At 65.1% G+C, this 13,224-nt stretch carries 12 protein-coding genes; 6 read left to right on the top strand and 6 right to left on the bottom strand.

Annotation, left to right across the window (positions count from 1 at the left end):
- Positions 1 to 188: 188 nt before the first annotated feature.
- Positions 189 to 455 (bottom strand): hypothetical protein, encoded by a 267-nt coding sequence (locus tag G3N58_RS13860; RefSeq protein ID WP_205999416.1) that lies wholly within the window; start codon positions 453 to 455, stop codon positions 189 to 191.
- A gap of 75 nt (positions 456 to 530) precedes the next feature.
- The gene (locus G3N58_RS13855; RefSeq protein WP_205999415.1) at positions 531 to 848 is read right to left on the bottom strand and encodes a DUF883 family protein; all 318 of its coding nucleotides are present in this window, start codon (positions 846 to 848) and stop codon (positions 531 to 533) included.
- Positions 849 to 1,259: 411 nt separating this feature from the next.
- On the opposite strand from G3N58_RS13855, the gene G3N58_RS13850 reads away from it, so the two are divergent.
- The 3 genes from G3N58_RS13850 to G3N58_RS13840 all read left to right on the top strand — a co-directional run bounded on the left by G3N58_RS13850 (position 1,260) and on the right by G3N58_RS13840 (position 4,007).
- On the top strand, positions 1,260 to 2,318 hold the full coding sequence (locus G3N58_RS13850; RefSeq protein WP_205999414.1) for a sigma-54 dependent transcriptional regulator: 1,059 nt from the start codon (positions 1,260 to 1,262) through the stop codon (positions 2,316 to 2,318).
- Between the two features lie 421 nt (positions 2,319 to 2,739).
- Positions 2,740 to 3,318, top strand: a complete 579-nt coding sequence (locus tag G3N58_RS13845) for a hypothetical protein (protein WP_167036846.1) — start codon at positions 2,740 to 2,742, stop codon at positions 3,316 to 3,318.
- Positions 3,319 to 3,488: 170 nt separating this feature from the next.
- Entirely contained in the window at positions 3,489 to 4,007 is a 519-nt protein-coding gene (locus tag G3N58_RS13840; protein ID WP_205999436.1) for a hypothetical protein, read from the top strand.
- Between the two features lie 197 nt (positions 4,008 to 4,204).
- Here G3N58_RS13840 and G3N58_RS13835 read toward each other — a convergent pair whose 3' ends face one another.
- Positions 4,205 to 5,551 carry a nitrate/sulfonate/bicarbonate ABC transporter ATP-binding protein gene (locus tag G3N58_RS13835; protein WP_167036844.1) on the bottom strand — a complete coding sequence of 449 codons (1,347 nt, stop codon included), beginning with the start codon at positions 5,549 to 5,551 and terminating at the stop codon, positions 4,205 to 4,207.
- Positions 5,552 to 5,652: 101 nt separating this feature from the next.
- Positions 5,653 to 7,404 carry an ABC transporter permease subunit gene (locus G3N58_RS13830; RefSeq protein WP_167036841.1) on the bottom strand — a complete coding sequence of 584 codons (1,752 nt, stop codon included), beginning with the start codon at positions 7,402 to 7,404 and terminating at the stop codon, positions 5,653 to 5,655.
- Positions 7,405 to 8,267: 863 nt separating this feature from the next.
- On the opposite strand from G3N58_RS13830, the gene G3N58_RS13825 reads away from it, so the two are divergent.
- Positions 8,268 to 9,959, top strand: a complete 1,692-nt coding sequence (locus G3N58_RS13825; RefSeq protein WP_205999413.1) for a sensor domain-containing diguanylate cyclase — start codon at positions 8,268 to 8,270, stop codon at positions 9,957 to 9,959.
- Positions 9,960 to 10,061: 102 nt separating this feature from the next.
- Positions 10,062 to 10,328, top strand: a complete 267-nt coding sequence (locus G3N58_RS13820) for a hypothetical protein (RefSeq protein ID WP_167036835.1) — start codon at positions 10,062 to 10,064, stop codon at positions 10,326 to 10,328.
- Between the two features lie 104 nt (positions 10,329 to 10,432).
- Here the strand turns inward: G3N58_RS13820 and G3N58_RS13815 are convergent, their stop codons facing one another.
- Together G3N58_RS13815 and G3N58_RS13810 are read right to left on the bottom strand one after the other, a co-directional pair.
- Positions 10,433 to 11,749: an ATP-binding protein gene (locus G3N58_RS13815; protein WP_205999412.1), complete on the bottom strand. Its 1,317-nt coding sequence runs from the start codon at positions 11,747 to 11,749 to the stop codon at positions 10,433 to 10,435.
- Entirely contained in the window at positions 11,733 to 12,458 is a 726-nt protein-coding gene (locus G3N58_RS13810; RefSeq protein WP_167036830.1) for a response regulator, read from the bottom strand. The genes G3N58_RS13815 and G3N58_RS13810 overlap by 17 nt, the downstream gene beginning before the upstream one ends.
- 220 nt (positions 12,459 to 12,678) lie before the next feature.
- Here G3N58_RS13810 and G3N58_RS13805 point away from each other — a divergent pair, with 220 nt between their 5' ends.
- Complete coding sequence (locus tag G3N58_RS13805; RefSeq protein ID WP_167036827.1) at positions 12,679 to 13,221, top strand: periplasmic heavy metal sensor; 543 nt, start codon at positions 12,679 to 12,681, stop codon at positions 13,219 to 13,221.
- Positions 13,222 to 13,224: the final 3 nt, after the last annotated feature.

Here is a 13,224-nt window from a genome sequence, read left to right as displayed (position 1 = left end):
TAAAAGCGCAACAATATCGCGAAAAACCTGCGGAATTGGCGCTTTATTGTTGCCTATTTGCCCATTATACGGCTTTATAGGATTCGTTTAATAACGCCGTCGGGACGCCGCCCAGCAATCCCGCTCAGGCGGCACGCGGCAGGCGCGTGCGGCTCGATCGCGGGTCCGATCCTGGGTCCGATCGCAACTCAGCCGCGCGGAAACGGCCATGCGCCGCCTTCGCCGTGCGCCTGACCCGAACCGTTCGTGCCATTCGTACCGTGCGCGCCCGACGTCACCGCCGCCTCGCTCACCAGGGTGCGCGGCGTTGCCACCGCGCCGCCCTCGTTTTCCCAGCGGCTCAGGTCGCGAGCGGCGGCAAACTGGCCCGCGCGTCGGTTCTGCACATAGCGAATCGCGAGGAAACCGCCCAGCGCCATCAGTGCGCCGAAGATGCCAATCGTGGGTCGTGCCATGGTGAACTCCTTGGTCGTAGTGGGAAGAGTGCCGGGCATGCGGATGCCGCGAGCCGATGCGCCTTCACGCCACGGCTAACGCGCAACCAGCGCGCCGAGCAGGAAACCGCTGCCCGCCGCGAGCGCGATCGCACGCCGTGGGTGGTGGCGCACATAGCGTTCGGTGCGGACGGCCGCCCCGCGATAGCGCCGATGCACGTTGCGCTGCGCATCGCCGAGCGCCGACTGCAGCGGCTCGACATGCGTGCCGAGCCGCTCGCGCAACGCGTCGACGCCCTCGCCCGGCACGTTGCCGGCAAGCCGCAGCATTTCTTCCGAGTCTCTCAGCAGCACCCGTAAATCCTCGACGATCTTCTGGCTGCCGAGTGCAAGTTGTTGCGTCGTGTCGGTCATCGTTCACTCCTTGTTTGGTCTCGTCCGGTTCGTCATTCGTATGAGTTTGGTGACGCCGATCGCGGCACGCGCGCGCCGATCGCGGAACCCGGCGATGGCACCGTTCACGCGCTTCGTTCCCTCTTCTGCGTGCCACTCAAGCCACACGAAGCTCCCGCGAGTCGATGAACCAATCCATGGCGCAAAGCGTATGCCCGGCAAATTTGCCGCTTTAATCGCGCTCAAATGCGGCATTCGGGCAGTTTCGACCGATTGTGCGCGGCAATATTTCTCGCGCGGCCGCGTCGATTGCCGGAAACCGTACCGAAGTGGTTAAATCGACTTTTGTGGGATAGTGGCTGTACGGTCTCTCGCATCTCAAGGCCTGCGCGCCGCAAGACGAACTTCATTTGCACAGGACTCCCCTTCTTTATGGCGTCAATCGATCTGGACTCGCCCACCGTCTCCGCCGGCGGCCATGCTTCGTCACAAGCGAAGCAGCGCGTCGCGGACGGCGTCGCGGGACTGAAATCGTACGGGCTGCTATACGGCTCGTCGCCGGTGATGCTCGATCTCTACGAGCAGATAGAGCGCGTCGCCGATACCGACGCGACCGCGCTGATCATCGGCGAATCGGGCACCGGCAAGGAGCTGATCGCCCGCACGATCCACGAGCGCAGCAGCCGCAAGGAGGCCGCGTTCGTCGCCGTGAACTGCGGCGCGATTCCCGATGAACTGATCGAAGCCGAACTGTTCGGCCACGAGAAAGGCAGCTTCACCGGCGCGGTCCAGGGCCGCATCGGCTACTTCGAACACGCGAACGGCGGCACCCTGTTTCTCGACGAGATCACCGAAATGGCGCCGGTGCGCCAGGTCAAACTGCTGCGCGCGCTCGAGACGGGCACGTTCTATCGCGTCGGCGGCAACGAGCTGATTAGCGGCAACGTGCGCGTGATCGCCGCGACCAATCGCGATCCCGCCGTGGCCGTGAAGGAAAACGGCTTGCGCGAAGACCTCATGTACCGGCTCGCGGTTTTTCCGCTGCGCGCGCCGCCGCTGCGCGAGCGCGAAAACGACCGCGAACTGCTCGCGCAGTATTTCCTCGCGCAGCTGAATCAACAGGAAAGCACCGGCAAGAGCTTCAGCAAGCGTTCGATCGAAACGCTGCGCGCCTGGTCGTGGCCGGGCAATGTGCGCGAACTGAAGAACGCCGTGTATCGCGCGTTCATTCTCGCGGAGAAGACGGTCGAGCTGCCGCATCCGCATCTCGCATCGCGGGTCAAGAAAGCGGTCACGCAGGGCGATGCGATGAGCGTGTGGATCGGCACGCCGCTCGCCGATGCGCAAAAGCAGATCATTCTCGGCACGCTCAAGTATTGCGGCGGCGACAAGCGGCGCGCGGCGAAAGCGCTCGGCGTGAGCCTGAAAACGCTGTACAACCGCCTGAGCGCATACGGCGACGAGAACGGCGAAGAGGAGGCCGAGCAGTAGCGAGGCGGTGCGTCGATAACGGGCATTGATGGCGGGCATCGAATACATGTGCCGGTGGTAAATCCGCTGTTCGCGCCGCGATTCGTTGCCGGGCACGATGCCCATTCGCACCGGGATGCCGAAGTTCGCGCGTATAGCTTCGCCGCATGGTGCGAGCCGCCTCGCGCGCCGATGAGCGAATCCGCCCAAACGCCAATACGCCAATACAATTCGCCGGCAAACCCCGAAGAAAAAACAGAAAACGCCGTGCCATGCACGATGTTTTGCAATTTCTTGCATTTTCCCACTGCCCATTACAAATATCATCCTGCACAATTCCGCTGCGTATTGGGACGACGGGAACGACAGGAACGACGTGCCGCTCGTTCACATGCTGCCTGGCGCGTGAGCGACGACACCTGTACGAGCAGGGACAAAAGAAATGCAAAAGAACATGGTGTGGGCCGGCAACGCGAAATCCGCTGCCGCGCGCAAGCGCCCTCACGCAACAGCGCTTGTCGCGCTCGCGCTGGCGGTCTCATCGACATTGAGTGGTTGCAGCTCGCTGTACTCGGAAGGCGCGGTGGCGGGCGCCGGTATCGGGGGTGCAGCGGTCGCGGCGAAGGTCACCAGCAATGCGGCGGTCGCGACCGGCATCGGTCTCGGCGCGGTGGCCGCGGCGCGTGCCGGAGTGCAGTACTCGGAGCGCGTGGTCCACAGAAACACCCAGAACAGCATCGCAACCGCGGCAGGACCGCTCGACGTCGGCGCGGTGGCCCCCTGGAGCATCACGCACTCCTTCCCGATCGAAGACGACGAACACGGCCGCGTGACAGTCAGCCGCCTGATCAGCACCGGTCCGCTCGACTGCAAGGAAATCGTCTTCTCCGTCGATCAGAACGCGACCCAGAATGTGCCCGCGAGCAGTGCGTTTTATATCGCGTCGATCTGCCGTGACGGCAGCAACTGGCGCTGGGCCTCGGCCGAACCGGCTACCGAGCGCTGGGGCTCGCTGCAATGACGAGGCTTTCGCTCAAGGCTGCGAGGCGCCGGCCAGCCTGGTTTGCGCTCCGGCTCCGGTTGCCGTTTCGGGCCGCGCATCCCGTGCGTCAGGTACGTCGTCATGCTTCGCTCGAAGCCACGTCTGATCCAGCCCCTCGCGCTACCGGCACCGCCACGCCCCCAGGCACGCTGACGCTGGCCGGCAACCGCCTGCGCCACATCGCGGCCGGCGTGCTGTGCGTGGCCGCGAGCCTGCTCTCGAGCGGCTGCGGCTCGATCGGCGCGGCAAGCGGTGCCGCGGCGGGTGTCGCGTCGGGGATCGTCACGAGCAATCCGGCCGTTGCGCTCGGCGTCGGCGTCGCCGTGCAGGCCGCGACCGATGAAGTCGTCGCCCGTTATATGCGCAACATGCACCAGGACCAGCAGGACCTGATCGCGGCGCTGGCGGGCGCGATGCCGGTCGGCGAAACGCGGCCGTGGTCGGTCAAGCATACGCTGCCGATCGAGAACGGCCACGGTGAGGTGCGCGTGACGCGCGCCTTCAGTTCGGCGCTCGCGCTCTGCAAGGAGTTCGTATTCTCGGTGCAGGACGGCGACGGTCCGAACGCGCCGGAAATGTGGTTCACGGCGAGCGCCTGCCATCAGGACAAGGGCTGGAAGTGGGCCTCGGCCGAGCCGGCGGTCGCACGCTGGGGCACGCTGCAATAAGCAGAAACGGCCCGCCCGGCTATGCCGGGCGGGCCGTTTCCGTCAGGCCGACCATCTGGTTGGTGGCAAAGAGCGGCGCAGTCGATTCAATCCGCCCCGCCGCTTGGTCAAGCGAGCCTATCGTTCGAATCGCTTCCTGCCGGCTGAACCTGCAAGCCAAATCTGCCGGCCGAATCGCGCGCACAAAATTCCGCGCTTTACGACTCCACGTCTTCCAGGCTGAAAATTTCGGTCTGGTCGTTGTACGAGAAAATCTCGCCGTAACGGCCCCAGTTGATGACCGCATCGAGCGTTTCCTCGGCGGCGCTATCCGACAGAAAGTCTTCCAGCTCCTGCTCGAAGCGCACGCGCGGCGCGCGATGCCCCGGCCGCTCGTTCAACACCTTCTTGATTCGCGCGGCGAGCGGCACGTGCCGCAGCAGATGCTCGGCGAACATCATCTTCCGTTCCTGCGTGCCGAACTCGGAGAACACGCGCGCGGGCGGCGTGAGGAAAATATCGCCTTCGCGCACGTCGGCGAAACCGAGGTGTTGCAGCACTTCGGCGATCGGAAACAGATCGTCGACCTCGAGATGCAGCGAGCGCGCGATTTCCGGCATGTCCGCGCGGCCGTGGTACGGCGCGGCGGCCAGCGTTTCGATCAGACCGGCCATCAGGTTGGTCGACACATGCGGCAGCCAGCTATGCAGTTCGAGCCCCTTCTTGGTCTGCTCGTCGGTCTGGCGCGCGGTCATCTTCGCGTAGATGTCGTCGACCAGCTTGCGGAACGCCGGGTCCAGACGGTTGCGCGGATGCTTGAACGGCACCTTGATCTCGGCGATCACGCGGCCCGGGTTCGACGACAGCACGAGAATGCGGTCGCACATGAACACCGCTTCCTCGATGTTGTGCGTGACGATCAGCACCGCCTTGATCGGCATGCGGCCCTGCGTCCACAGATCGAGCAGGTCGGTACGCAGCGTTTCGGCGGTCAGCACGTCGAGCGCGGAGAACGGCTCGTCCATCAGCAGCAGCGTCGGATCGACCACCAGCGCCCGCGCGAAGCCGACGCGCTGGCGCATGCCGCCCGACAGCTCGCGCGGATACGCGTTCTCGAAGCCGTCGAGACCGATCAGGTCGATCGCCGCGAGCGCGCGCGTGCGGCGCTCGCTGGCGGCCACGCCCTGCGCCTCGAGACCCGCCTCCACGTTCTGCAGCACGGTCAGCCACGGGAACAGCGCGAAGGTCTGGAACACCATCGCGACACCCTTCGCCGGGCCTTGGAGCGGCTTGCCCATATAGGTGACTTCGCCGCCGGTCGGCTCGATCAGGCCGGCGATGATGCGCAGGAGCGTCGACTTGCCCGAGCCCGAGCGGCCCAGCAGCCCGACGATCTCGCCTTCGCACAGCGACAGATTCGCATCGTCGAGCACGAGCAGCTCGCCCTGCGTCTTGTTGAAACCGCGGCACACGTCCTTGACGCGCAGGATTTCGTCGCCGAGACGCGGGGGCTTCGGCGGTGTCTGGATCGGCGCGGCGGTCATAGCAGCTTTAGGATTTTGCATCGCGTTATGCCTTCATTTCTCTTATCAAAACGCCGCGCCGCCCCTCGGGTCTGGCTGGCCGCCCACGAGGGCCCGGCGCGCAGCGACAGGTTCGGGGACGCTCAATCGAGCCGCAGCTTGCCTTCGGCGTACGCGTACATCGGACGCCACAGCAGACGGTTGAACAACGTGACGAACAGCGACATCACGGCGATGCCCACGATGATCTTCGGATAATCGCCCGCCGCGGTGGTCTGCGCGATATACGCGCCGAGCCCGTGCGCCGCGACCTTCGTATCGCCCCACTGCACGAACTCGGCCACGATGCTCGCGTTCCACGCGCCGCCCGACGCGGTGATCGCGCCCGTCACGTAGTACGGGAAAATGCCCGGCAGCATCGCCTGACGCCACCACTGCCAGCCGCGGATATGGAAATTCTTGGCCGCCTCGCGATAGTCGTTCGGGTACGAGCTCGCGCCGGCGATCACGTTGAACAGGATATACCACTGCGTGCCGAGCACGATCAGCGGCGAGAGCCAGATATCCGGGTTCAGATGGAAACGCACGATCACGATCACGAACACCGGGAACAGCAGGTTCGCCGGAAACGCGGCGAGAAACTGCGCGAGCGGCTGGATCTTTTCCGCGAGCGCCGGGCGCAGGCCGATCAGCACGCCGATCGGCACCCAGATGACCGAGGCGATCGCGATCAGCACCACGACGCGCAGCAGCGTGATGAGCCCGAGCACGAGCACATGGCCGATCTCGTCGAGCGTGACGCCGGTGCGCACGTAGAGAAACACGCGATACACCACGTAGGCGGTGGCGATCAGCACCAGCGCCGCCCACACGATGTCGCCGACCTTCGAGTTCTTCTCGCTCTGCGGAATATGAAAGCGCGGCGCGCTGAACGCCGGCAGCTGGAAACGCATGCGCGCGGCGTGCGCGAACAGCCAGCCGAGCGGCACGAGCAGCCGGTGAATCAGGTGCGTGCGGCGAATCAGGTCGAGCAGCCACGATTCGGGCGCGTCGCCCGAGCTGGTGTTTTCCATGCGGAACTTGTCGGCCCACGCGACGAGCGGACGGAACAGGAACTGGTCGTACGCGAGGATCACGACCGTCATCGCGAGAATCACCCAGCCGATCGCGTGCAGGTTCTTGTCGCTGATCGCCTGCGCCAGATAGGCGCCGATGCCCGGCAGCGTAATCGTGTTGTTGCCGACCGTAATCGCTTCGGAAGCGACCACGAAGAACCAGCCGCCCGACATCGACATCATCATGTTCCAGATGAGGCCCGGCATCGAGAACGGCACTTCGAGCTTCCAGAAACGCTGCCACGAAGTCAGATGAAAGCCGCGCGAAACTTCGTCGAGATCGCGCGGCACCGTGCGCAGCGACTGATAGAAGCTGAACGTCATGTTCCACGCCTGGCTCGTGAAGATCGCGAAGATCGCGGCCAACTCGGCGCCGAGCACGCGGCCCGGAAACAGCGCGAGAAAGAACGTGACCGTAAACGAAATGTAGCCGAGCACCGGCACCGACTGCAGGATGTCGAGAATCGGCACGAGCACGAGGCCGGCGCGGCGGCTCTTGGCGGCCAGCGTGCCGTAAATGAGCGTGAAGATCAGCGAGGCCACCATCGCCGCGAGCATGCGCAGCGTGGTGCGCATCGCGTACTCGGGCAGGTTCGACGGATCGAGCGAGATCGCCTGGGTCTTCAGCGTCGACATCGGCGCGAGCGTCTCGTGAAAGCCGATCGACGCCATCGCGATCAGACAGATGATCAGCGGAAACGCGACGAAGTCCCAGCGGTTGGGCAGCACGCGCCATGCCGACGCATTGGCGGTGCGTTTGAGGTCAAAGCTGAAATCCATTAGATGCCCCCTCTTTCGAAACAGGCATGCGATCGCTCGAAGGAGGTCGCGACTTGAACGCGGCGGTCAACAGATCGGTCCGGAAAGTGGAAATCGGGCATGGCAAAACGCGCGTGCGTGGTAAATCGTTAGCGTTGAAGACACGTGGTCCGGCAACGGACATGTTCGCGAACGAGCCGCCCGCGAGCACAACCATCACACGGATACCTGTCGCCGCGGACGCCGCCCGAAGGCCGGCGGGCTTTCCTCATTTTGGACGGCACGACACTACACCATCCTATGTTTCAGATACAACCTTTCCCCGCAAATTGCGAGACAGGGTTACCGGGGCCTTACAACCGCCCCTGTTTGCGCCATATCGGCAGCGCGCCGCACTGTACCTCGCCGCGCTGCGCGATGGCAGATCCGCGCGCGCACCGTATCGCAAGACGTGGCGCGCAAACGACATACACGGTAATCGCAGCGTATCGGGAATCCTGACGAATCCGCCTGCGAGACCGATGCAGCCATCAAGAAAACGAGGCGCCTGCCGTTATGAACCTGACCGGCCCGATCCATGCAGTGCGCATCCCTGCAATAAGGATGGCGCCGGGCCTCATGACGGTTAGAATCAGGAAACGACGCACCTGTTTTCAAACGATTCTTGCCGGGCCGCCGTGTTCGCGCCGTGTTTGAATCGTCAGCCGTTTCAAACACGGCGGCAGACCAGCGGCAAACACATCGACCATAGGACCCACCAGGGCATCGGCCGCAAGGCGGGCGAGCAGCCCCGGCCAGGTGCCGACGCAAGGGCCGCAGACCGCACCCGCGCGTTGCCGCGAATGAGCAAGTTGCATGTCACAGACAGACGGATCAGAGGGTCGATGAACAGGACAACCTTGCGCCAGATAGCCGGACCGGTCAGCTTCGCGCTGATCGTACTGGTTTGCTGGTTCGTGGCTGGCATGGTCGCGGACCGGATGGTACAGCAGGAACTGGATGCGGCTCTGCACAGCCAGCGGCAAATGTCCACGTCGATCGTCGACAACATGGCCGAGGTGATTGCCAGCGACCTCGCGATGTCCCGCGCCATCCCCGCGACCATGGCCGAAATGGACGTAGTCCAGCGCGCCCTCGTGCAATCGCAGAATTATGCCGTGAACGCGGGGATGGCGGAACCCGCCCTGCGCGCCGCGCTGCTCGGCAATCCGCAGATGGCGGCGGTCAGCCAGTTCCTGCATGACGCGCAGGGCTTCTCCGGGCTCGACCAGATCTGGATCGTCAACACGAACGGCATCTGCGTGGCGTCGAGCGCCACGATCTCGAATCCGGCCGGCATCCAGCCGTCGCTCGTCGGCGTGGACATGCGCACACGCAGCTATATGACCAACGCGCTGCTCGGCGCGTTTTCGGAAGCCTACGGCGTGGGCCGCGCGAGCGGCGAGCCGGGCATCTTCATCGCCGCGCCGGTCTACTCGGACGGCTTGCTGGTCGGCGTGGTGGTCGCGAAGGTCGGCATCGCGCGGCTGCGTCACTGGGTAGCGCACGCGGGCACCTTCGTCACCGACGACAACGGCGTCATCATCATGGCGCACGACAGCGCGCTCGAAGGCCGCGCGATACCGAGCTCGCGCATCACGCAGATGAGCCCCGCCGAGCGGCGCATCATCTATCGGCGCGAGACGTTTCCCGAGATGCGCATCCGCGTCGACACGCAGTTGCGCGAGCAGGCGCCGTGGGTCCCGGCGGCCGCGGCCGCGCAGTTCTTCGGCATGAGCGAACAGCCGGCGCCGGCGCTGTATCAGAACCGCAGCGGCCTGAATTCGGGGCTGTCCGCGCATCTGGTCGATCCGCTCGCGGCGTGGCCCGAGTTGCTGCGCAATCACAAGCGCGATCATCTGCTGGTGTTTCTGACGCTGGCCGGCACCGTCGCGCTCGCGTGGGTGATTACCGTGTCCTACGTGCGCGAGCGGCGCCACCATCGTGCGACGCGCGATCTCGCGAAGCAGCTGCAATCGGCCAATACGCTGCTGTCGGCCGAGGCGCGTCACGATGCGCTGACAGGCGCGTTGTCGCGGCGCTACTTCCTCGACCTGCTGCGCCGCGAGATCGACCGCGCGCAGGCGGGCCGCGAGCCGCTGTGCATGGCGATCGCCGATCTCGACCACTTCAAGCAGATCAACGACCGCTTCGGCCACGCGGCCGGCGACCGCGCGCTCGAACATTTCGTCGATACCTGCCGCACCGAGCTGCGCGGCTCGGACGCCATCGGCCGGCTCGGCGGCGAGGAGTTCGGCCTGCTGCTGCCGGCCACCGGTCTCGCCGGCGGCCGCGAAGTGGTCGAGCGTCTGCGCCTCGCGCTGAAGGCCGCGCCGTCGCCGAAGCTGCCGCCCTCGGTCAGCCTGAGCGTGAGCATCGGCATCACGGAATTGTCGCCGGACGATCTGCCCGAGCGCCTCATGAGCCGTGCCGACACCGCGCTCTACGCGGCCAAGACCGGCGGCCGCGACCGCACCGAGGCGCTGCCGCCCGACGATACCGCGCCGCCCACGCGCACGGCGGTCAACGCCTGGTAAGCAGGCGCATCCGTCGACGCCATCTCCGAGCCTCTCGCAGCGAAGCAGGTATCATCGATCCTGATCTTGGAATTGTCGCTACTGCTCTAACGGGAGATTCGCATGAAGGGAAATCTGGTCATCGTCTGTCGCGATCAGGATGCTGATGCATTCGACCACCTGCTGGCCGAATACGGTGCGTTTCAGACGCGCCTGTCGTCGACCGCGTGGTATCTGAAACTGGCGGTCGCGCCGGAACTGATTCAGGAGGAAATACTGGCGCGCCTCGGCAAATACACGACGCACTACATCTTCGAGGCGGAATCGGTCACGTGGAATACGGTGGACAGCGAAACGGCCAACGCGCTCAATACGCTGTTCTCGGATTAAGACGCCGGGGGTGCAATCAGGCGCGAGTCACGTGGCCGCAAGGCCGCGTGCCGCGAACATCGCCCCCACCGTGCCTCGCCTTCCCCAGCCATTTATCGTGGCATTTACCAGGCATGCTCCGAAGTTGCCGCCACCTTCGGCAGCATCTCGAACGAGAAGCTCATCAGCACGCGCAAGCCACGGCCATCGTGATTGCCGATTTCCCATTCGCCGCCCGCGCGCCGCACGAGCCGCTCGACAATCGCGAGACCGAGCCCGCTATGGCCGTTGCCGCCGCGCGCCGGATCGAGCCGCACGAACGGCCGGCTCGCGTTGATGATGTCTTGCGCGGCAATGCCCTTGCCGCTGTCGCTCACCGATAGCATGAAGCCCTGCGCCGTGCGCGCGGTCGCCACGATCACCGGCGGCGCGCCATAGGCATGCGCGTTATCGAGCAGGTTAGAGAGAATCCGGTCGAGCGTGGCGGCCGGCAGCAGGAATGACGGCCCCGCGGCGAGTTCCGTCTCCACGGTCGGCGCGCCAGAGGCCACCGCCCGATAGCTGCGCACGACCCGCTCGCATTGCGCATCCACTTCGACGGGTTCGCTGCGATCCGCGCCGTCGTGCGCGAACACGAGAAACTGCTCGACGATATGCGTCATCGAATCGACGTCGCGCACCACGCCGTCGCGCGTCTTCGCGTCGTCCATCATCTCGGCACGCAGCCGCAGGCGCGCAAGCGGCGTTTTCAGATCGTGCGCGACACCGGCCAGCATCACCGCGCGATCGTTCTCGGTGCGCGCGACTTCCTGCACCATCTGATTGAAGCCGTGCGTGAGCTGCCGCAATTCGCGCGGGCCGCGCTCGGGCACCGGCGACACCGGCAAGCCGCGGCCGAAGCGCGTGACCGCCTGCGCGAGCGAGCGCAGCGGCTGCTGCAAGGCCCACGCGGCGAACACCGCGGCCATCACCGCGAACGAGAAAATCATGACGAGCCACAGCACCGTGCGGTCGAGCGAGTGCGGCATGCGCAGCGGCTGCACGGGCACGACGATCCAGCTGCTATCGTTCGCCTCGCGCACCCACAGCGTGGGCGGATGGCCCTGCGGACCCACGCGCACCTGGGTGCCGTCCGGCATGCGGTCGCGCACGTCTTCGACGAAACGCGAGAGCGGCGCCGGCATGGTGGAATTTGCCGGCGGCACGTCGGGGCTCGCCGGATCGACGAGCTTCACGCGCGACGGCAACGGTTGATCCGGTGTACGGGCGACATGCTGACGCACCGCGTCGACGAGGAAGATCGCTTCCTCGACCGCGTAGCGCGTCTGGAACTGCGAGCGTTCGAGCCGTATCAGCGCGTACCACGCAAAATGCGACAGCAGCAGCACGCCGACAACCAGCAGTGCCAGTCTCCCGAACAGCGAATCAATGGGCCGACGCATGCTGCTCGCCGTCCGGCACGAACACGTAACCGCGGCCACGCACCGTCTGGATGAAGCGCGGCGTGGACGGATCGGTTTCGAGAATGCGGCGCAGGCGCCACACCTGCACGTCGATACCGCGGTCGGTGCCGTCGTACTCGGGACCATGCAGCAATTCCAGCAAGCGCTCGCGCGTGAGCGTGCGCATGGGATGATTGACGAAAATCTTCAGCAGCGCGAACTCGCTGCCCGACAACGTGAGCGGCTTGTCTTCGTGATGCAGCGTGCGCGACTGGAAGTCGAGCGTGAAGCGGCCGAAGCTGAACGGCTCGCGCTGCTCGGGCGCGGCCGCCGACGGCAGCGTGCGGCGGCGCCGCAGCACCGCCTGCACGCGCGCGAGCAGTTCGCGCGGATTGAACGGCTTGCCGAGATAGTCGTCCGCGCCGAGTTCGAGACCGACGATGCGGTCGACGTCGTCCGCGCGCGCGGTCAGCATGATGACGGGGATATCGTCGCCCGAGGCGCGCAGCTTGCGCAGCGCGGTGAGCCCGTCTACGCCCGGCATCATGAGGTCCAGCACGATGAGGTCGGGACGCTCGCGTTCGAGGCGGCGCTCGAGCGAGCCCGCATCGTGCAGCACCGAGACTTCGATACCCTGACGGGCGAGATAGTCGCGCAGAAGATCGCGCAATTCGACGTCGTCGTCGACGACCAGGATTTGAGTAGCCATGGAATGAAGTTTAACGCGCAGCAGAAAGGGATTTCGTTTTCCAAACAGCGTCAAGGGTTACCGGGTGTTACGGTGAAAGCCTCGCGTAATGCCTGGTAATAGCCGCACCGGAGCACGTAACACAGTGCCCGGCACAGTTCTCTACGCTGTGCCTTACCGAATGCAGGCGAGTCCTCATGACCGGCTGCATCGTCGGCTATTCCATTACAAGGAGCCTTATATGTCCACCAAAAAGATGTCGCGCGTTCTCGCTGTTGCCGCCACCGCTCTCGCCCTCGGCGCGGGCGCCGCTTATGCCGCCCAGCCCGCGGAGCACGCGCACGGCGGCCCCGGCGGCTGGCACGGCCACTTCATGAAGGAACTGACCCAGCTCCACGACCAGCTGAAGCTGAACGCGGATCAGGAAAAGCTGTGGCAAAGCGCGCTCGATACGATGAAGCAGAATCACGAAGCGATGCGCGCGAACCACCAGCAGGCTCGCGAACAGTTCAAGGCGGCGCAGCAGCAGCCCATCCTCGACCTGAACGCGATGGCCGCGACGCACCAGCAGATCGAGCAGAAGGACGCACAACTGCGCCAGCAAACCAGCGACACCTGGCTCAAGTTCTATAACGCGCTGAACGACCAGCAGAAGACCACCGTCAGCACCGCGCTGAAGAAGCGCTTCGCGCGGATGGAAGAACGCCGCGAGAAGATGCACGAGCGCTGGCAGCATCACAAGGCTCAGAAGGGCGCGGCGTCGGCGCCGGCCGCCAGTCAGTAAGCG

Source organism: Paraburkholderia sp. Ac-20342 (assembly GCF_017104985.1).
Classification (GTDB): domain Bacteria; phylum Pseudomonadota; class Gammaproteobacteria; order Burkholderiales; family Burkholderiaceae; genus Paraburkholderia.
Note: the sequence above shows the minus strand (reverse complement) of the source record. Positions and strands in the feature narration are given on the sequence as shown.

Excerpts from the sequence above, each read along its gene's own strand:
- G3N58_RS13860 (WP_205999416.1), bottom strand. The coding sequence starts at position 455 with ATGGCACGACCCACGATTGGCATCTTCGGCGCACTGATGGCGCTGGGC.
- G3N58_RS13855 (WP_205999415.1), bottom strand. The coding sequence starts at position 848 with ATGACCGACACGACGCAACAACTTGCACTCGGCAGCCAGAAGATCGTC.
- G3N58_RS13850 (WP_205999414.1), top strand. The coding sequence starts at position 1,260 with ATGGCGTCAATCGATCTGGACTCGCCCACCGTCTCCGCCGGCGGCCAT.
- G3N58_RS13845 (WP_167036846.1), top strand. The coding sequence starts at position 2,740 with ATGCAAAAGAACATGGTGTGGGCCGGCAACGCGAAATCCGCTGCCGCG.
- G3N58_RS13835 (WP_167036844.1), bottom strand. The coding sequence starts at position 5,551 with ATGCAAAATCCTAAAGCTGCTATGACCGCCGCGCCGATCCAGACACCG.
- G3N58_RS13830 (WP_167036841.1), bottom strand. The coding sequence starts at position 7,404 with ATGGATTTCAGCTTTGACCTCAAACGCACCGCCAATGCGTCGGCATGG.
- G3N58_RS13825 (WP_205999413.1), top strand. The coding sequence starts at position 8,268 with ATGAACAGGACAACCTTGCGCCAGATAGCCGGACCGGTCAGCTTCGCG.
- G3N58_RS13820 (WP_167036835.1), top strand. The coding sequence starts at position 10,062 with ATGAAGGGAAATCTGGTCATCGTCTGTCGCGATCAGGATGCTGATGCA.
- G3N58_RS13815 (WP_205999412.1), bottom strand. The coding sequence starts at position 11,749 with ATGCGTCGGCCCATTGATTCGCTGTTCGGGAGACTGGCACTGCTGGTT.
- G3N58_RS13810 (WP_167036830.1), bottom strand. The coding sequence starts at position 12,458 with ATGGCTACTCAAATCCTGGTCGTCGACGACGACGTCGAATTGCGCGAT.
- G3N58_RS13805 (WP_167036827.1), top strand. The coding sequence starts at position 12,679 with ATGTCCACCAAAAAGATGTCGCGCGTTCTCGCTGTTGCCGCCACCGCT.